The organism is Nonomuraea sp. NPDC003707, assembly GCF_053587055.1.
Window position 1 is genome coordinate 257,532 of sequence record NZ_JBSFNK010000004.1, and the last position, 17,608, is coordinate 275,139.

General features: G+C 65.4%; 18 protein-coding genes and 2 tRNA genes. 8 read left to right on the forward strand and 12 right to left on the reverse strand.

The genetic code is table 11. The features are described from left to right. Positions 1–16: 16 nt before the first annotated feature. The 3 genes from ACWDRB_RS12015 to ACWDRB_RS12025 form a co-directional block, all read right to left on the reverse strand. Positions 17–904, reverse strand: a complete 888-nt coding sequence (locus ACWDRB_RS12015) for a restriction endonuclease (RefSeq protein WP_449893140.1) — start codon at positions 902–904, stop codon at positions 17–19. Positions 905–1,304: 400 nt separating this feature from the next. After that, a complete protein-coding gene (locus tag ACWDRB_RS12020; RefSeq protein WP_355197587.1) occupies positions 1,305–4,016 on the reverse strand; it encodes a tetratricopeptide repeat protein in 2,712 nt (903 codons plus the stop codon). A 182-nt stretch (positions 4,017–4,198) separates the two neighbouring features. Then, positions 4,199–4,274, reverse strand: a tRNA-Arg gene (locus tag ACWDRB_RS12025). Positions 4,275–5,086: 812 nt separating this feature from the next. Here ACWDRB_RS12025 and ACWDRB_RS12030 point away from each other — a divergent pair. Next, the gene (locus ACWDRB_RS12030) at positions 5,087–6,130 is read left to right on the forward strand and encodes a D-alanyl-D-alanine carboxypeptidase family protein (protein WP_363970511.1); all 1,044 of its coding nucleotides are present in this window, start codon (positions 5,087–5,089) and stop codon (positions 6,128–6,130) included. Between the two features lie 4 nt (positions 6,131–6,134). On the opposite strand, the gene mscL is transcribed toward ACWDRB_RS12030, so the two are convergent. The 6 genes from mscL to ACWDRB_RS12060 form a co-directional block, all read right to left on the reverse strand. Then, positions 6,135–6,527, reverse strand: coding sequence for a large conductance mechanosensitive channel protein MscL (gene mscL / locus ACWDRB_RS12035; RefSeq protein WP_397372040.1), 393 nt, complete (start codon positions 6,525–6,527; stop codon positions 6,135–6,137). 22 nt (positions 6,528–6,549) lie between these two features. Further along, entirely contained in the window at positions 6,550–7,137 is a 588-nt protein-coding gene (locus tag ACWDRB_RS12040; RefSeq protein WP_449893143.1) for an RcpC/CpaB family pilus assembly protein, read from the reverse strand. Beyond that, positions 7,134–7,940, reverse strand: coding sequence for an S-methyl-5'-thioadenosine phosphorylase (locus ACWDRB_RS12045; RefSeq protein ID WP_449893145.1), 807 nt, complete (start codon positions 7,938–7,940; stop codon positions 7,134–7,136). Before ACWDRB_RS12045 ends, ACWDRB_RS12040 begins: the two co-directional genes overlap by 4 nt. 794 nt (positions 7,941–8,734) lie before the next feature. Next, on the reverse strand, positions 8,735–9,031 hold the full coding sequence (locus tag ACWDRB_RS12050; RefSeq protein ID WP_449893147.1) for an FmdB family zinc ribbon protein: 297 nt from the start codon (positions 9,029–9,031) through the stop codon (positions 8,735–8,737). A gap of 67 nt (positions 9,032–9,098) precedes the next feature. Beyond that, positions 9,099–10,604 (reverse strand): potassium/proton antiporter, encoded by a 1,506-nt coding sequence (locus ACWDRB_RS12055; protein WP_449893149.1) that lies wholly within the window; start codon positions 10,602–10,604, stop codon positions 9,099–9,101. Positions 10,605–10,627: 23 nt separating this feature from the next. Beyond that, positions 10,628–11,197, reverse strand: a complete 570-nt coding sequence (locus tag ACWDRB_RS12060) for a 5-formyltetrahydrofolate cyclo-ligase (protein ID WP_363970524.1) — start codon at positions 11,195–11,197, stop codon at positions 10,628–10,630. Between the two features lie 24 nt (positions 11,198–11,221). On the opposite strand from ACWDRB_RS12060, the gene galU reads away from it, so the two are divergent. The 7 genes from galU (at position 11,222) to ACWDRB_RS12095 (ending at position 15,793) form a co-directional block, all read left to right on the forward strand. Further along, the gene (gene galU / locus ACWDRB_RS12065; RefSeq protein WP_350725960.1) at positions 11,222–12,124 is read left to right on the forward strand and encodes a UTP--glucose-1-phosphate uridylyltransferase GalU; all 903 of its coding nucleotides are present in this window, start codon (positions 11,222–11,224) and stop codon (positions 12,122–12,124) included. After that, complete coding sequence (glp, locus tag ACWDRB_RS12070; protein WP_449893153.1) at positions 12,111–13,298, forward strand: molybdotransferase-like divisome protein Glp; 1,188 nt, start codon at positions 12,111–12,113, stop codon at positions 13,296–13,298. The genes galU and glp overlap by 14 nt, the downstream gene beginning before the upstream one ends. Further along, positions 13,295–13,777, forward strand: a complete 483-nt coding sequence (gene moaC / locus ACWDRB_RS12075) for a cyclic pyranopterin monophosphate synthase MoaC (protein WP_449893155.1) — start codon at positions 13,295–13,297, stop codon at positions 13,775–13,777. The genes glp and moaC overlap by 4 nt, the downstream gene beginning before the upstream one ends. Further along, positions 13,774–14,256: a MogA/MoaB family molybdenum cofactor biosynthesis protein gene (locus tag ACWDRB_RS12080; protein WP_350725956.1), complete on the forward strand. Its 483-nt coding sequence runs from the start codon at positions 13,774–13,776 to the stop codon at positions 14,254–14,256. The genes moaC and ACWDRB_RS12080 overlap by 4 nt, the downstream gene beginning before the upstream one ends. A 54-nt stretch (positions 14,257–14,310) precedes the next feature. Further along, positions 14,311–14,955 (forward strand): GNAT family N-acetyltransferase, encoded by a 645-nt coding sequence (locus ACWDRB_RS12085; protein ID WP_192788162.1) that lies wholly within the window; start codon positions 14,311–14,313, stop codon positions 14,953–14,955. Positions 14,956–15,079: 124 nt separating this feature from the next. After that, positions 15,080–15,667, forward strand: coding sequence for a divisome protein SepX/GlpR (sepX, locus tag ACWDRB_RS12090; protein ID WP_449893158.1), 588 nt, complete (start codon positions 15,080–15,082; stop codon positions 15,665–15,667). Positions 15,668–15,716: 49 nt separating this feature from the next. Beyond that, positions 15,717–15,793, forward strand: a tRNA-Ala gene (locus ACWDRB_RS12095). Positions 15,794–15,894: 101 nt separating this feature from the next. Here the strand turns inward: ACWDRB_RS12095 and ACWDRB_RS12100 are convergent. The 3 genes from ACWDRB_RS12100 to ACWDRB_RS12110 form a co-directional block, all read right to left on the reverse strand. Continuing rightward, complete coding sequence (locus ACWDRB_RS12100; RefSeq protein WP_449893160.1) at positions 15,895–17,076, reverse strand: site-specific integrase; 1,182 nt, start codon at positions 17,074–17,076, stop codon at positions 15,895–15,897. A gap of 4 nt (positions 17,077–17,080) precedes the next feature. Further along, positions 17,081–17,233 (reverse strand): CopG family ribbon-helix-helix protein, encoded by a 153-nt coding sequence (locus ACWDRB_RS12105; RefSeq protein ID WP_347624618.1) that lies wholly within the window; start codon positions 17,231–17,233, stop codon positions 17,081–17,083. Positions 17,234–17,322: 89 nt separating this feature from the next. After that, complete coding sequence (locus tag ACWDRB_RS12110; RefSeq protein ID WP_397224010.1) at positions 17,323–17,499, reverse strand: helix-turn-helix domain-containing protein; 177 nt, start codon at positions 17,497–17,499, stop codon at positions 17,323–17,325. Positions 17,500–17,608 lie beyond the last annotated feature (109 nt).

Below are 17,608 nucleotides of genomic sequence, written 5' to 3' on the forward strand. Positions count from 1 at the left end.
AGCTAAATCACATTGATCACGGTAGCCAGAGACCACTTCCGGTGGTCTTCATCGTAGCCAGCCATTCCCTGAGAGTGGTCGGATTGACTTCTCTCACTGGATAGCTTCTGGTTTTTGCTACTTCTCGCGCTCCAGGCAGCCATTCAGCCGTAGCTACCAGTAGCCCCTGCTTGGCGCCTTCCCACTCTACGTCTGCCGCCAACGCCTTAACGACGACTTTCTGGATCTTATGCTTCTCGCGTTTGCACTGCACAATGATTGTTGGTGTCGCGCCCTCATCTCTCGCTCCAGATTCCCATATCCTTAGGTCGACCCCATTATCATTCCTGCCCGCACCAAGTTCGACCTCAAAGCCCTGTCGATAGAAGTGTTCGGCCGTAAGAGCTTCGAACTTCCTCCAATTGATATCGCCGATCTGATCGAAATTAGCGACTAGATAATCTATGAAGCGCTGGTCAAAAAATCTACCATATGTGGCCATAGTAGATTCTGAATCGAAGAGCTCGGAAAGTTCTAGCGAATCTCCCCAAACCTTCTCGGAGGCGCCCAGTCTGATTACACTTCTGGCGTATCGAAACGCTATTTCGTCCAGAGCTACCGAGACCGCGCCTGCCAGCGCCTGTCCTGCAAGTTCTCGGGCTTCTTCGATGAGTTCGCGAGTACGATTTGGCTCGACGTGGATTGGATTGATGATCACAGCTAGTGGAGACGGGCCCAAATCTACCAGGTGGGGCTGTCTGGCGGGATAATATATGCGCCCAATCACGAACTCGGCTGCTTGGACTGCTAGGTCCAGGTCGCCGAGTCGTTCCTTGATCCCGGCGACTATTGGTTGGTCGGTTGCCCGCAGAGCGCCATGGAATCCGAACTTTTCCAGCACGGCCGCCATTAGCGTGCCGTTCACGACTTTATATTCGGCACTAGTTCCTAGGTGCCGCTCCACTCGGTGCAAGTTCTCCTTAGTCGCTAGCTGTATTTGTTCTCTAGTCGCTGCCAAGCCGAGACTGATCCCAATCACTTCTGACAGGCGCTCTATATAGGAGCGATCGTTCACCCAGTCCCAGGGTTTACCCATGGCGATCCTCCCGGATTCATCTTCGTCATGGAAGCATCTGTCGCTTATCGCTCGCCTTCCTCTGAAGGAAATCGTCTTGTTGCGACTGTTTTGCGGCATCGCAAATCGCAGTTATAGCGATCTAAGTGGAAGTGCAAGGCGGATGGCAGGTGCTTGCCTATGTTGGTGTGGGACGCGAAATCTTGAGGCCGATTGATAGCGGCGGATCGAGAGGTTTCTTGCCGATTGGTCAAGTGTCGTCATCATCTTCCGAAGCAGTGGGGGGATGTGCGGTGACGGGATGAGCGGCAGAACCCAAATAGCCGTACTTTGCATACCATGCTGCTCGACGCAACTCTGCCTCTTTACGGTCTAAGTCGCGCAGCCGGCGTTGCGCTAGGTCCGATGCGTAGGCGTACTCGCTGGTAATTGCTCTTGCTAACCATGCTCGCGATTCGACTATCCGGCCTTGATCCGCCTCTAGCCCACCAAGGTCAACCATTGCTACGGGTGAAATTTCTGCATGCCCGAATTCGGCCGCTAGCCCATACCAGTGGCGAGCTTGATCTACTCGTTGGAGGCTTGCCTCTAACGTGCCGAGGTCGAGCATAGCCTTCGGTGCTTGTTCAGAATGGCCGGTTTCGATGGCTCGCAAGAACCACTTGCGGGCCTCCTCCATCTGTCCAAGTCTCCCTTCCATGTGGCCGAGGTTGACCATCGCCTTTGGGGCTTGCTCAAGATGGCCGGACTGAACCGCCTGTTCATACCAGTGACGAGCCTGTTCCACCCGCCCCTGTTCCTCTTCCAAGTGGCCCAGGTTGAACATTGCTGTCGGCGTGTGCTCAGAGTGGCCGGAATCAATCGCCCGTACAAACCATCTGCGGGCCTCCTCGATCCGGTTTTCCCTTCTCTCTAGGATGCCAAGGTTGACCATCGCCTCTGATGCATACTCAGGATGATTGGTCTCCGCTGCGCGCACGAACCACTCGCGAGCCTGGTCTACTTGATCGTGGTCCGCCTCCAGCATTCCCAGGTGTTCCATGGCGCGGGGTGCTGAGTCGGGGTGCCCCGACTCCACCGCGTTAGCCCACCAGCGGCGAGCTTCCTCTACCCGCTCTCGCCGCGCCTCCAATAGGCCGAGATGGATCATCGCCGCTGCCGCGTGCTCGGGATGGCCAGCCTCAACTGCTCGCACCAGCCAGCGGTAGGCTTCGTCCGTTGGCCCTTGCGTTCCTTCGATGACGCCGAGGTTGACCATCGCCTTCGGTGCGTACTCAGCATGACCCGACTCCGCAGCTCGCAGGAACCACTCGCCAGCCTTTTGCGTCCGTCCCTGCTCGTTCTCCACGATGCCGAGGACCACCATGGCTTGGGGTGCAGAGTCTTGGTGGCCGGACTCCACCGCCCGCAAGAACCATTCACGGGCTTCCTCCACTTGGCCCTGCTCCTCATGCAGGATGCCCAGGTTGTACATCGCCCTCGGGGAGTCAGGATGACCAGATATAGCAGCGCGCGTCAACCACTGACGGCAATGGCCGGAGTCCTGCGTGGCGTAGAAGTGATCAGCGATGGTCATGAGTACGGGCAGGGTGATGTCATCGGCTGAGAGGCGCTCCAGTAGCTTGGCTGCAGCCTCGATTTCGCCGTGGTCGAGTGCTGTGTAGCCGAGTTTGAGCAGGTTGCCGTCGTCAAGGTGATGGAGGGCGTAGTCCCATAGGTGCGGAGCAATACGCCAACCGATCGGCTCGTCTTCTGCGGCGACTACAGCTAATAGGCAGTGCGGCCTGTACGGGGCGGTGGCACTGAGCAGTTGCGGACGGCCTGCGGAGGCGGGCGCCTTCGCCCATTCCAGTGCGCGAACGAAGTTGTCGGCTGGAAGCCGAGTGCGTGACGGTAGGCATGTCAAGTGGCGCCGGTAGTCTGCCCACAGCTTCTGAAGAACCTGTCTGGTTAGCCGCTCTGGGATCTGCGCGCGGTGCCAGTCTGTGGCTGCACGCAGCAACGCCACACGGTCGGTCGCCTGTTCGGAGTCGCCGGTTGTCAGCGCGTTGCGTAGTTGCTTCAGAGAGACCATCAGGCGACCCATCAGCACTTCGGTTGCCACGTCATCTATGGACGGCTGCAGAGCCTGGTAGCTGGATTCGGCGCGGATCAGTTCACGCTCGCCAGGTGTGATCACTCCCAGGACGAGGTGTACGGTGCGCTCGGCCAGAACATGCATCACATGGGAGGGCAGCCGGGCCGCTGGTTCCCCGTGTAGACCGGTGATCTCCTCGGTGTGCAGTGTGACCAAGATTCCGACCCGAGGCGGGAGCTTGGCCAGCAGTGTCTCAGTGAGTTGGCCTAGATGCTCCAAGCTGATGGCGTCTAGCCATACCACCACTCCGGCCTGCGGTTCCACCCACTCGGCGGCCCGCTCTAACATCGCCGCCAGCGTCAATTCCTGCTCGCGTTCGAAGGCGGCCACCTTCCATTGCGGTATGTGGATCTGTGCCGCATGAGCCAGCGCGTGCGTAGTGCCGGCGAGGCGCTCTCCCTGCACCACCACCACACGCTCTCGTCCACCGGCGAGAGCATCTAGCGCCTGACCGAGCTGTCTGTCGATCGGTCGGTTGATGTGTGGAGCCATCCGATCAGGACGGGCGAAACGCGAGTCGGCAACGCCAAGCTGAGCAAGACTGACGCGCTCCAGCGGTAATGGTCGCCCACGCGGATCCGCCAGCCGCAGCCTCCCGGCCGGTTCGGACCGGGACCTCCAGCTATCCCAGGCACCAGTTGCTAAGGCTGCGGTCAGTGCGGCCGCTCCCCATCCCCAGCTCCACCCGCTGTCGTCGAGCACCTGATTGCCCAGGATCGCGACCGCCAGCAGCAGCACAGCGCTGCCATATCCGCTCCACCGTGTCGACCGCCGAGAGAGCATCGTCAGGCCGCCTTCCTGCTTGAACCCGACCCCGAGTGCCATCTCCATTCTCTTTGCTACGCATGGGCGAAGTCCCAGAGTCTGTGAGAGCTGAAACTGCCCTGGGAAGGCATTGGGAAGGGGTGGCCGCAAGCGATCGACGGCAGTCGGACACCACCGGACACACCAAAAAGCCCTCAACCGACGTTTCCGCTGGTCAAGGGCGCTTTGCTGCTGGTCGAACCTGGTGCCCCCGGCAGGATTCGAACCTGCGGCACCCGCTTTAGGAGAGCGGTGCTCTATCCCCTGAGCTACGGAGGCGGACTCTCGTAAGCCTAGCGAAAGTCTGGCACTGCGTGGGACGTGGAGCCGGGGTGAGTTTGGTGGGGTTGGTTATGGGTGCTCTGAGCTGCGGTAAAGGCATGACAAGTGGTTGGAATCTTGTGGATCCGGCGTGGATAGCGTCTGCCTGTGACCAGGAGGCGATGCAAGCAGGCGCGGCGGCGGCCTGTCGTGTTGTTCGGGGCGTTGTTGGCGCCGGCGATCCTTGCTGGGGGGTTGTTGGCTGGGGAGATGCGGGGGTTTGAGGGGAGTGTCCCGGCGGTGGTTCGGGAGCGGGTCGTGCGGGTGGGGTTTGGGCCGATGGTGGTTCGGGCGCCGGCGCATCCGGATCGGCTGTACGAGGGGAGCGTGCCGGCTCCCGTTCGTGTGGTGAGTCGGCCGCGGGCTGTTGTCCCGGCGGCGGTGCCGCCTGTCGGGGATGTGGAGCCTGGGGTGGAGGAGCCTGTTATGCCGGCTCCGGTGCGGACTCAGACTCAGGTGGGGTGTTCGGGGGAGTGGGTGAACACCTGGCTGTGGGATCTGTGCCGGGACGAGGAGGAAGGGGTGGGGTTGAAGGTCGGTGGGAGTTTGGTGCCTGGCATCTGATAGGCCCTGTTTCGGGTGGCGGGATCTGGCTGGTCGTGGGGGGTGGGCGGACAGAGTGCGCTTTTTGTCTCATAACAGCTCTCCCGAGTTCGGTCCGGGCACTCGGGGGGCTGTAGTAACGTGCGTGCCTGACCCAGGTAACGAGTTTGCAAACGGAGGAGTCGAACGTGCCAGCCCCTCGATCAGCGGGTCTGATCGCGGTAGTCATGGCGGTGGCTTCTCTTTTCGTGCCTTCCGGGCAGGGGCGCGCTCAGGCGCAGGTGGCGCAGAAGCAGGAGCGGCAGGCGCCGGGCGACCTGGCGGCTCTGCGCAAAGAGGCCGAGCGGTCGGCCAAGGAGCTCGAGGACGCCACCAGGGCACTGGAGAAGCGGCGGTCGGACATTGCCGCCTCCGAGAAGCAGCTGAAGACCAAGCTGGCGGCTCTGCAGGATCTGGAGCAGCGGGTCGCGGTGATGCGGCAGCCGGTGTCGCAGATGGCCGAGCTGCTGTACGAGCAGCCGATCATGGCGGACGGGATCGTGCCGTTCCTGTCCGGGACCGCGGACGAGACGACGCTACGGGCGCTCAGCGACGTGACTCAGATCGTCTCCGTGCGGCAGCAGGCCGTCGAGCAGACCAGTGTGCTGTACCAGCAGGCCGAAGGGCTGGCCGCGGAGGCACAGGAACTGCGGGCCGGCAACCTGCTGGCCGAGGCACAGCTGGCGGTCGAGGTGGACACGCTCCGGCAGCGTTCCGACAAGATCGTGAAGTCGCTGACCGCCGCGCTCGTGAAGATGGGCATCAAGATCGACAAGGTCGGGCGGGCGGCGCTGGGATGCAATCCGTTGCGGGCGGCGACGGCCAACGACTATCCCAACGGGCTGATTCCGAAGAGCATGCTCTGTCCGTTGCAGCAGAAGGGTTTCAGTCTGAGGGCCGACGCCACCATCGCGTTCGTGAGCCTGAACGAGGCCTATCGGAAGCGGTTCGGGAAGAGCATATGCGTCACCGACGCCTATCGGAGCCTGGCCGAGCAGCAGTCGGTGTACTACCGGCGGCCGGGGTTCGCCGCCGTGCCGGGGCGGAGCAACCACGGGCTCGGGCTGGCCGCGGACCTGTGTGGCGGGGTGGAGAGGTCCGGGTCGGCGGAGTTCGTCTGGATGGAGAAGAACTCGAAGAGGTACGGGTGGTTCCATCCCTCCTGGGCCTACACCGGCCCGTTCGAGCCATGGCACTGGGAGTACGATCCCAAGATCGATTCGCTGCTCTAGCTCCCTAGGCGACCTGTGAGCTGCAGAAGGCGCAGCGGGACGCGGCCTTGGGGATTTCCGACAGGCATTCGGGACAGTCACGGGTCTTCGATCCGATCTTGGCGACGCTGCGGTCCTTGAGGTGCGTGTACGGCTTCACCAGCAGGAAGTAGACCACCGCGGAGACCATCAGGAATGAGATGACCGCGTTGATGAAGTTGCCGTACATGAAGTTGGATCGGCCGACCGTGACCTTGAGTGAGGAGAAGTCGGGCAGGCCACCGAACGCCGAGATCAGCGGGGTGAGGAGGTCGGCCACGAACGACTGCACGATCGAGTTGAAGGCCGCCCCGATGACGACCGCCACGGCCAGGTCGATGACGTTCCCCTGCATGAGGAACCTCTTGAATCCGCTCATGGGGAAAATCGTAGCTGAGCGATTACGTTGAGTTAGCTTTGATGGTGATCGAAAGGCGGCCGGTCGTCTGGGCGGAGGCGAGTTCGGCGGCTTGGGTCGGGGTGGTGGCGAGCACGACTAAGGCGCCGTGAGTTTCGCTCGTCGTCTTGGGCGTCTGCGGGATCGTGATGATCCGTACGTCCTCGGCTACTGTGCGGGCCGGATGGACTTCCTCGTCGGATGCCAGGATGGTGATCGTGGCTCCTGGGGTGAGGAGGCTCGCGGTCGCGGCGTCGGCGATGCGGACCGGAGCGGCGACCATGCCCGGTGGGAGCCGGTAGGAGTGGAGAAGGCGGACATCCGTCAGCGGCTCGCCCTTGCGCATGGGGCTCGCCAGGATCTGGCCCGCCGCGGCTGCGCGTACGGCACCTGTGGGTGGATGGTTGAGGGCCACCGGGGTCAGGTCGGCTGGGCCGAGAGGGCCGGGAGACAGGTCGCGGGCCGCGACCAGGACCGTCGGGGCCGGCTCGGGGCGGGTGGCGATGAAGGCCGACATGACGGCCAGGGCGGCCAGCGCCGCCGCGACGAGGCGGCGGCGACGGCCGTAGCGGATCAGCCAGGCCCGGATCACGGCAGCTCGAAAGGGAGCTTGATGCCGTCAAGAGTCGCCCCGCACGGGCAGGTGCGCTCGTCTGGGAGGGCTTGTACGGTTTCCGCCACCAAGGTGCGCATGCGGGTGACGTTTTGCGCGAAGAACTCCAGGACCTCGTCGTGCGTGACGCCCTGGCCGGCCTCGACGCCGGCGTCATGGTCGGTCACCAGGGAGAGCGAGGTGTAGCAGAGGGCCAGCTCGCGGGCCAGGACGGCCTCGGGGAATCCGGTCATGCCGACGATCGACCACCCGTTGCCCGCGAACCACTGGGACTCCGCGCGCGTCGAGAAACGCGGGCCCTCGATGACCACCAGGGTGCCGCCGTCGACCGTCTCCCAGCCGGTCGAGCGGGCGGTTTCCACCGCGACGGCACGGCCTGAGGGGCAGTAGGGGTCGGCGAAGGAGACGTGGACCGCACCGTCCACGTCGTAATACGTCTGGACACGGCCTGAGGTGCGGTCTACGAGTTGGTCGGGGATGACCATGGCGCCGGGGCCGTACTCGGCTCTCAGTGAGCCTACGGCGCTGGGGGCGAGCACCTGGCGCACGCCGAGCATGCGCAGAGCCCAGAGGTTGGCGCGGTAGGGGATGCGGTGTGGGGGGAAACGGTGATCTCGCCCGTGTCTGGGGATGAACGCCACCGAACGGGTGCCGATGCGTCCGACGGTGACGACGTCGCTTGGAGGGCCGTAGGGGGTGGAGAGCTTGATCTCTTCCGCGTCGTCGAGCAGCGAGTAGAAGCCGGAACCGCCGATGACGCCGATGTCTGCGCGAGGGACCATGGCCGAGAGAGTAGCCGGATCGGGGACGGGCCAGGGTGAGCCGAATTCCGTTCTGTGGATAACTTGATTTCTGCTGCTCGAGGGTCCCGGCTTTAGGGGTTCGGCCGGCCTGGTGTCCAGGGGGTCGGAAGCTCCGGTGGATCCGAGAGGTCCCAGCAGGGGGAGAGCGGGGTGGCTGGTGCGCGGGGATTCGGTATCCCTGATGGGTGGAGGCCGCCTCAAATTTCTGCCGTCGGCGGCGGTGCACATGCGGGCGGGTTACTGGGGCCGTCGACGCCGATGAGGACGAGGAGACTCGCGTGGGCTGGGCATGGGTGCGGTGGCGCGCAAGTGCGGTCCGGCTGAGGGTGACGTGGGCCCGCGTGAGGCTTAGGTGTGGGGGCAGACGCCTGTGTCTCGATGTGGTGGTGCGCGGGTTTGGGCCTCAGGTGAGGTGCGCGTGTGAGGCGTGCATGTGAGGGCCGACGCATCACGTGGCCGCGGTGGTGGACGGTGTGGGTCCGCGCGAGGTGTGGTTGGTCGCGGTGGATCGGTGTGGGTCCGCGTGAGGTGCGGGCGTGAGGCCGACGTGAGGCTACACCAGGCGCACGTGCGGGGCCGACGTCGGTCCCGTGTGAGGGCTGGGTGTGGGGTCCACCGTGGGTCTGTGTCCCAGGTCGGTGCGCGCACGCGGAAACGTACGCGCGTGAAACCCACCCAGGTGTCCATGGCCGCGGCGGTCGGCGCTGGGCGGCCAGGTCCTGGGGGCGGCTACTGAAAAGATCCGCGGGAGGCCGCGGTCGCTGACGGAAGGGTCAGTTGGAGGCTGCGGCGGGGGCGGCGGCAGGGGTGGACGTGCTCGTGTCCGCGGACTTGCTCTCCGCGGGCTTCGACGACGAGGAAGAAGAGGGCGTCGGGGAAGTCGAGGCAGACGACGAGCGGTTGTCGGTCCGGTAGAAGCCCGAGCCCTTGAACACGATGCCGACAGCCGAGAAGACCTTCCGCAGGTTCCCCTCGCAAGCAGGGCAAATCGTCAACGCGTCGTCAGTGAACTTCTGAACGACCTCGAGCTGCTCGCCGCAGTCGTTGCAGGCGTACTGGTACGTCGGCACGCGCTCCTCCTTAAGGTCTGGCACTCGAGGGATGCGACTGCTAATGGTAACCGATTAGGTCAAACGCCTATTCCAGTCCCCGCTCTCCGTACCAGCCGGCCAGCTTTCCGCTGCGGCTCACGGCGCGCAGACGGCGTTCGACCTGGTCACGGCAGGAGGCGGTGGTGACCAGCAAGATCTGGTCCTCCACCTTGATCCTGGTATTTCCGGTGGGGACGAAGGATTTGCCGTCACGCACGATCAGGGTCACCTGCGCCCCGGCGGGCAGGCGGAGCTCGAAGATCTCCACGCCGTGCAGCCGCGAGCCGGGAAACACCTTGACCTGCAGCAGGTCCGCCTTGAGCTCTTCGAGCGGCGCCGCCTCCACCTCCAGGTCGTGCGCCTCCCCGGGCGCCGCCACTCCGAGCAGCCGGGCCACGAAGGGCAGTGTCGGCCCCTGCAGCAGCGTGAACACGATGACGATCACGAAGACCTCGTTGAAGATCTCCTTGGATCCCTCCACGTTCGACGCCCAGGGGATGGTGGCGAGCACGATCGGGATCGCGCCGCGCAGCCCCGCCCACGACAGGAACGCCTGTTCACGCCAGCTCACCCTGCCCGCCCGCAGCGCCCACGACAGCAGCGAGCTCACCATGACCGAGAGCGGCCGCGCCAGGAGCACCAGGACGGTGCCGGCGATCAGGCCGGGCACGATGGACGACGGCATCTCCTTGGGGCTGGCCAGCAGACCGAGCATGACGAACAGCCCGATCTGCGCCAGCCACGCGGCCCCCTCCGCGAAACCCCTGGTCGCCGCCCGGTGCGGCAACCGCGAATTGCCCAGGATCAACGCCGTCAGGTAGACGGCCAGGAACCCCGAGCCGTGTATCAGCACGGCCCCGCCGTACGAGACGAATGTGAGCGAAAGCACGGCGAGCGGATAGAGGCCGGAGGCGGGGAGTGCGACACGGCGCAGCGCGTACGCGCCCGCGGGGCCGACGGCCAGGCCGACCGCGGCGCCGATGATCAGCTCGACCGAGGTCTCGAGGAGGAACGTTCCCGGGGACGCCGAAGAGCGTCCCGCCCCGCTGAGCAGCATCACGGCGATCACCGTGGGGGCGTCGTTGAAGCCGGACTCGGCCTCCAGCACGCCCGCCAGCCGGGGCGGGAGCGGCAGTCTGCGCAGCACGGAGAAGACGGCGGCGGCGTCCGTGGAGGCCAGCACCGCGCCGAGGATCAGCGCCGTCGTCTGGTCTATGCCGAGAAGCGCCTGGACGACCAGCGCCACCACGACGATGCTGACCGTCACGCCCACGGTCGCCATGATCACGGCCAAGGGGACAGAACGCCGTACGTGAGACCAGTTCGTGGTAAGTCCACCCTCGGCCAGGATCACCGCCAGCGCCGTGAGGCCGATCTGCTGGGCGAGCTGGGGGTTGTCGAAGGGGATCCCGAACCCGGCCTCGCCCAGGACCAGGCCGAAGCCGAGGAACACGAGCAGGCTGGGCAGGCCGGTACGGTGCGCGACGCGTACGGACGCGATGGCCGCGATGACAATTGCGGCACCAAGAAGAAGCCAGACATCTAGTGTCATCTGGCCCCCTCTCGTACCTGCGGTCACATAAGCCTAGTGAGTCCCTCCGGGGTCGCGGCAAAACGGACGTGCCGGTCATGAGGCTCCGCCGGGATGCCGTCGATCAGCTCGCCGTCGTGCAGCAGGGCGACCGTCGGGACGTTGGGGCCCACCCTGGCCAGGGCACGATCGTACGAGCCGCCGCCGCGCCCCAGACGTACACCCGTCGCCCTGTCCACCGCCAGGGCCGGGACGATCACGAGGGCGGCGGTGCGGATGGCGTCGACGCCGCGGCGGGTGTCGACCGGCTCCATGATCCCGAAGCGGCCCGGGGTGAGCGAGTCCGGCCCGTCGTACACCGCCCAATCCAGGTCATTGTCCTCAAGCAGGACGGGGAGGATAACGGTGGCTCCATGTTTCCAGAGAGCGAACACGAGCCCGTGCGTATCCGGCTCCGACCCCGTCGACCAGTAGCAGGCCACGAGACCGGCCATCTGGACCCACGGCTGGTCGAGCAGCGTTTCGCGGATCTTGATGGAGTTTGCCCGCTGTTGTTCGGGGGAGAGGGAGGCACGTGCCGAGCTCAGCTCGCGACGCAGGTTCAGCTTGTCCACAGATACCTCCACTAGGGTCTACTCATGGCTGACTTCGACCCTGTGACGAAAGCCGTCGTGCCCGCCGCGGGTCTGGGCACCCGGTTCCTTCCGGCGACCAAGGCGACACCGAAGGAGATGTTGCCCATCGTCGACAAGCCCGCGATCCAGTATGTCGTCGAGGAGGCAGCCTCCGCTGGGCTCCTCGACGTCCTCATGGTCACCGGCAAGAATAAACGCTCCATCGAGGATCACTTCGACCGCGCGTTCGAGCTGGAGGAGGCCCTTGAGGCCAAGGGCGACGAGCACCGGTTGTCCCAGGTACGCGAGCCGGCCTCGCTGGCGACGCTCCACTACGTACGTCAGGGCGAGCCCAAGGGGCTCGGCCACGCGGTGCTCTGCGCCAAGCAGCACGTCGGCGGCCACCCCTTCGCCTGTCTGCTCGGCGACGACCTGATCGACTACCGCGATCCGCTGCTCAAGCGCATGATCGAGGTGCGTGACACGTTCGGGGGGAGCGTGATCGCGCTGATGGAGGTGCCCAAGGAGCAGGTCTCCCTGTACGGCGTCGCGACCATCGAGGCGACCGCCGACGACGACGTCGTACGCGTGACCGACCTGGTGGAGAAGCCGCCGGCCGACGAGGCGCCGTCCAACTGGGCGATCATCGGGCGCTACGTGATCGACCCCGCGGTGTTCGAGGTGCTGGAGAACACGCCGCCGGGGCGCGGGGGCGAGATCCAGCTCACCGACGCGCTGCGCACGCTCGCCGGACGCGGGTCCGGGGACGGCGGGCCTGTGCACGGGGTGCTGTTCAGAGGGCGCAGGTACGACACCGGCGACAAGTTGGACTATTTGCGGACGGTGGTGAAGTTCGCGGCGGGCCGGGAGGACCTGGCGCCCGATTTCGTGCCGTGGCTGCGGGAGTTCCTCGATGAAATCGGTTGACGAGCATCTGGCTGAGATCCTGGCCACTGTTCGTCCGCTGGCGCCGCTGGAGCTGGAGTTGGAGCAGGCGCTGGGGGCGACGCTGGCCGAGGAGGTTGTCTCGCCGGTGCCGCTGCCGCCGTTCGACAACTCGGCCATGGATGGCTATGCCGTACGGTCTGCCGATATTTCGGATGTTCCGGTTACGTTGCCGGTGACGGACGATGTGGCGGCCGGGTCCGAAGAGCTGCGGGCCGTGGGGCCCGGGCACGCCGTACGGATCATGACCGGTGCTCCCATGCCCGCCGGGGCCGATGCCGTGGTGCCGGTCGAGTGGACGGACGGGGGGACGGTCACCGTACAGATCTCCCGGCCGGTGAGCGCCGGCAACGCGATCCGGCTCGCGGGCGAGGACGTGCAGGCCGGCGAGGTCGTGCTCAAGCCGGGCACGGTGATCGGGCCCTCCCAGCTCGGGATCATCGCCGGGGTGGGGCGGCGGCGGGTCTGGGCGCGGCCCCGGCCCAGGGTCGTCGTCATCTCGACGGGCGCGGAGCTGGTCGAGCCGGGCGGTCCGCTGGCTCCCGGGCAGATCTGGGACTCCAACAGCTTCACGCTGACCGCCGCCGTGCGGGAGGCCGGAGGCGAGGGGTTCCGGGCGGGGTCCGTCGGGGACGATCCGCGCGTGCTCCTCGATCGGCTCGACACCCACCTGATGCGGGCCGATGCGATCATCACCAGCGGTGGTGTGTCCATGGGGGCGTACGAGCCGGTCAAGGAGGCTCTGTCCCCGCTGGGAACCGTCCGGTTCGAGAAGGTCGCGATGCAGCCGGGGATGCCGCAGGGGTTCGGCGTGCTGGGAGAGGACCAGGTGCCGATCTTCGCGCTGCCCGGCAACCCGGTGTCGTCCTATGTGTCTTTCATGCTGTTCGTACGTCCGGCGCTCGACAGGATGCGCGGGCTCCCCGCGGACATGCCGGAATCGGTGACCGCCCGCCTGACCAGGCCGGTGCGCTCGCCCGCCGGACGGCGGTCGTTCCTGCGCGGCGTGCTGGCCTCGGACGGCACGGTGTCGCCGGTGCACGGGCAGGGCTCGCATCAACTCGCCGCCCTGGCCTCGGCGAACGCGCTGATCGTGGTGGCGGAGGACGTGACCGAGATGCCCGAGGGGGCGACTGTCGAGGTGATCCGGCTGTGAGCGAATCGGGGCTGACCCATGTGGATGAGACCGGGGCCGCTCGAATGGTGGACGTCTCCGCCAAGGACGTGACGGCTCGCACCGCCACGGCGACCGGGCGGGTGCTGCTGTCGGGCGAGGTCGTGGAGCTGCTGCGGTCCGGCGAGGTGCCCAAGGGCGACGCGCTGGGCGTGGCGCGGATCGCGGGGATCATGGGGGCGAAGCGGACGCCCGACCTGATCCCGCTCTGCCATCCGATCGCGTTGCACGGGGTGAAGGTCACGCTGGACGTCGAGGACTGGGGCGTGGCGATCACCTGCCGGGTGAAGACGGCCGACCGCACCGGTGTGGAGATGGAGGCCCTGACGGCGGTCTCCGTGGCCGCGCTGGCGCTGATCGACATGGTCAAGGCGGTCGATCCGGCCGCGGTCATCACCGATGTCCGGGTGGAGGAGAAGCTGGGCGGCAAGACCGGCCGCTGGACCAGGGAGCCGGAATGATCCGCGCACTCGTGATCACGGTGTCGAACCGGGCGTCGGCCGGGGTTTATGCGGATAAATCCGGGCCGCTGCTCGTTGACCTGCTGCGCCGCGATGCGGGCTGCGAGGTCGTGGAGGGCCCCTTGGTGGTGCCCGACGGAGAGCCGGTCGAAGGAGCGCTCCGTGACGGGGTGGCGCAGGGGTTCGACGTCATCGTGACCACCGGGGGGACCGGGTTGACGCCTATGGACCTGACCCCGGAGATGACCGCCCGAGTAATTTCTCGGGAAATTCCCGGTATAGCCGAGGCCATTCGGCTGGCGAATCGGGAAAAGGTCCCGACCTCGATTCTGTCCAGAGGGCTGGCCGGCCAGGCGGGCGCTACCTTGATCGTTAATTTGCCCGGATCGTCGGGTGGCGTACGCGATGGCGTCGCCGTACTCGCGCCGATTCTTCAGCACGCGGTCGATCAGATCCGGGGAGGCGATCACCCGCGCTGATCGCGGTTCCCTGATGCGTGGCGACATCATGCCCGATGGGGGGATGATGAGTGGGTGGATCGACTTCGTGGCTGGCCGGTGACCCTGAACGAAGGTCCGGTAGGCCTCCGGCCGCTGCGGCTGAGCGACGTGCGCGTGTGGCGCGAGACCCGGCTGCGAAACGCCGACTGGCTACGCCCCTGGGAGCCCAGCAATCCCGAGACGCCGCTGTTCAGGACCGGGCTCGGCCCGTACGTCTCCATGGTCGGCACCCTGCGCCGCGAGGCCCGGCAGGGCCTGGCGATGCCGTGGGTGATCACGTACGGAGGGCGCTTCGCGGGGCAGCTGACCGTGGGCGCGATCGTGTGGGGCGCCGCCCGTTCCGCCCAGGTCGGCTACTGGATCGACGGCGCGCTCGCCGGGAAGGGGATCACCCCCACCGCCCTCGCCATGGCCGTTGACCATTGCTTCTTCACCACGGGGCTGCACCGGCTGGAAGCGAACATCCGTCCCGAGAATCAAGCCAGCCGACGGGTGGTTGAGAAGCTCGGATTCCGGGAAGAAGGCATTCGGCGGCGCCAACTCCACATCGACGGGGCCTGGCGCGACCACATTTGCTACGCGTTGACCGCTGAGGACATTCCTGGCGGCCTGCTCGTGCAGTGGCGTCGCGCGCGTGAGTCAGCTGCTCACGGGGGGCCTTCCGTCGAAGAGGTTTGACGATCTCGCGACACACCGCACCGAATGCTCGTCAATTAGTGACACGCGGTCTTACGGTGCGTGACGTGAGCACATTGAAGGCGCGACGAGCACACTCGCGTCTTTGTGCTGCCCGGAGGTGCCCATGAGCAGCGCCTTCCTCTATCTGGTCATCGTCGTGATGTGGCTTTGCGTCCTGATCCCGATGTGGCTGCGCAAGGACAAGACGAACCTGGCCGAGCTGGCCGAGCTGGAAGAGCACTACACCGGCGAACACCAGCTTCCCGATCTCGACAACCTGGACCCATCGGACGCGGACGAGGACGACGGGTCGTCTCCTGCCGAGGTCGAGAAGGTCGATGTGCGCCAGTTCCGGCTCCGGCGCCGCGCCATCATCGTGGCCCGCCGGCGGCGGCTGCTGTTCTTCACCACGCTGCTGGTGCTGGCCTCTGTCGTGACGGCCGCGGTCAAGATGATCCCGTGGTGGGGAGTGGCTCCCTCGGTCGTCATCATGTTCGCGTACATGGCGTTCCTCCGCATCGCCGTACAAGTCGATAGGGAACGTCGCGAACGGGGCCGTCAGGCGCGCGCTGAGCGCCTGCGGCGCGTACGTGAGCGGCGGCGGGCCGCGGAGGAGGCCGCCCAGGCTGAGGTCATCGATCTCGCGGCGCTGCAGGCGGACGTTCTGTTCGATCAGTACGCCGAACCGCCCAAGCGGGCGGTGGGCGACTGAAACGGTGGCGCGAGGACCCCTCAGAGTTTGCTAATCTGGTCGAGTCCTTGGGGATGTAGCGCAGTCCGGTAGCGCACTTCGTTCGCATCGAAGGGGTCAGGGGTTCGAATCCCCTCATCTCCACCAGGAAGATGCAGGTGAGAAGGGTCTTTGGAGTAATCCAGAGGCCCTTTTCTCATGTCTGGAAGTCGATGGGAGCCAATCGGGGAGCCATCTCAGTCGGACTCTCAACCCGTGGGCTTCTCGCCGAAGATGGTGTTCATGGTCTGGGCACCCTTGGTGATCACCGGCCTGAGCTGGTGCCGGTAGACCGCTTCCGTGACGCTGGTGCCCGCGTGCCCGACGAGATCGGCGATGGTCTCGATCGGTACGCCCTGGTCACTCATGATCGAGACGAACGAGTGACGTAGTTCGCGGGGACTCCAGGCGGTTCCGAGTCCCGCTCGTTTGGTGATCTTGCGGAATGCCCGTCGTACGTTCGAGGCGTTCAACGGGGTGCCGACGCTCGTGCAGAACACCAGTTGATGATCTTGCCAAGCCTCGCCGGCCTTGAGCTTGAGCACGGCTTGGCGGGTGTGGTGTTGCCGGAGCGCCTGCGCCGCGAGCTTGGGCAGTTCGAGCGTGCGGCGTGACTTGCGGGTCTTGGTGTCCCCTCCTTCTCGATCGGCACGCCATACGTAGATGGCGAACTTCCTGTGTTTGAAACCCACCTCCGTCACCGGATGCCAGGTCTTGAGGCTCGGTATCCAGGCGACGACGTGATCCCAGCGCAGCGCCCGTGCCTCCTCGGTGCGGACTCCCGTGGTGAGGCTGATCACCACGTAGGCGTGGAGTTCGGAGACCTCGGCGGCCTTGAGCACGGCCTCTGCCTGTTGCCGCGTGAGCGCCTTGCTGGGGCGTCCATCCGTACCGGTGGGTGTGGTGACCAGCGCGGCAACGTTCCTGAGGACCATGTCGCGTGCCTGAGCTTGTCGGATGGCTCTCTTGAGCACGCTGTGGATCTCTCGGAGCGTGGTGGTGGCCAGCTTGCTGGCGAGCTGGTCAAGCCACTCATCCACGTGGTCGGCACGTAGGTGCTGGAGTTTGATCTTCCCCAGTCCTGGGATGACGTGCGTCTCGGCGAGGATGCGTAGCTTGGTGACAGTGTTCTCGGACCGGCCCTTGAGACCCTTGCTGAGCCAGTCATTGACGGCATCGCGCACGGTGTAGGTCTCCGATGCGGTGACGCCCGCCTCAAGGGCCTTAACTGCCTTGATCAGCTTGTCCTTGACCAGGGTCTTGGTCTTGGCCTTGCGCTTGAGGCGTTGGCGTTTGCCGTCGGGGCCGAACCCGAGGGAGATGGCTCCGGTGTAGCCGTCCCCCTCGGGATAGATGGTCGCTTCGTACTTGCCGATCAGGATCTTGGCCAAGGGATCACCCCTTCTCGTGACGGTTGAGGTACTCCTCGATCGCCTTCCTGATCACCCACGACACATCTCGTTCCTGCGACTCGGCGTACCTGCGGAGACGGTCCTTCAGTTCCGTGTCCACCCGTACGGGAGGCAGGGTCGTTCGGTCGCTCGTCATTGACGGCTTCCTTTCGTGTCATGCAGTTATCAAGAGGCGCCGGCCGGACTTGCGCATCCGGCCTATAGAGAACGGTGTAGCACAGCGTTCTACGCCTCGTCCATCGGTTCCAGCGAGGAAATGAAGTCGGCAAGGTGTTGGTCGGTGATCCGGCGAAGCTTGCCGATCTTGATGCTCTTGAGCTGCTGGGTGCGGAGCAGGTAGTAGACCTTGTCGCGTCCGATGCTCAGCATCTCTGCGACCTGTTCGACGGTGTATGCCTGCATGTGCATCCCCCCTCTCGGTTGGTCGTGGGCGGCTCTCTTCCTTCGCGGGGTTCGCGTGTTTCTGGTTACGGACTGTGATGGTCCGTCCGTTCGTCCGTCCGTGTCTGTC

Excerpts from the sequence above, each read along its gene's own strand:
- ACWDRB_RS12020 (WP_355197587.1), bottom strand. The coding sequence starts at position 4,016 with ATGGCACTCGGGGTCGGGTTCAAGCAGGAAGGCGGCCTGACGATGCTC.
- galU (WP_350725960.1), top strand. The coding sequence starts at position 11,222 with ATGGCTGACTTCGACCCTGTGACGAAAGCCGTCGTGCCCGCCGCGGGT.
- ACWDRB_RS12110 (WP_397224010.1), bottom strand. The coding sequence starts at position 17,499 with ATGCAGGCATACACCGTCGAACAGGTCGCAGAGATGCTGAGCATCGGA.
- mscL (WP_397372040.1), bottom strand. The coding sequence starts at position 6,527 with ATGAGCGGATTCAAGAGGTTCCTCATGCAGGGGAACGTCATCGACCTG.
- ACWDRB_RS12030 (WP_363970511.1), top strand. The coding sequence starts at position 5,087 with ATGGCGGTGGCTTCTCTTTTCGTGCCTTCCGGGCAGGGGCGCGCTCAG.
- ACWDRB_RS12080 (WP_350725956.1), top strand. The coding sequence starts at position 13,774 with ATGATCCGCGCACTCGTGATCACGGTGTCGAACCGGGCGTCGGCCGGG.
- ACWDRB_RS12105 (WP_347624618.1), bottom strand. The coding sequence starts at position 17,233 with ATGACGAGCGACCGAACGACCCTGCCTCCCGTACGGGTGGACACGGAA.
- sepX (WP_449893158.1), top strand. The coding sequence starts at position 15,080 with ATGAGCAGCGCCTTCCTCTATCTGGTCATCGTCGTGATGTGGCTTTGC.
- ACWDRB_RS12045 (WP_449893145.1), bottom strand. The coding sequence starts at position 7,940 with ATGGTCCCTCGCGCAGACATCGGCGTCATCGGCGGTTCCGGCTTCTAC.
- ACWDRB_RS12055 (WP_449893149.1), bottom strand. The coding sequence starts at position 10,604 with ATGACACTAGATGTCTGGCTTCTTCTTGGTGCCGCAATTGTCATCGCG.
- glp (WP_449893153.1), top strand. The coding sequence starts at position 12,111 with ATGAAATCGGTTGACGAGCATCTGGCTGAGATCCTGGCCACTGTTCGT.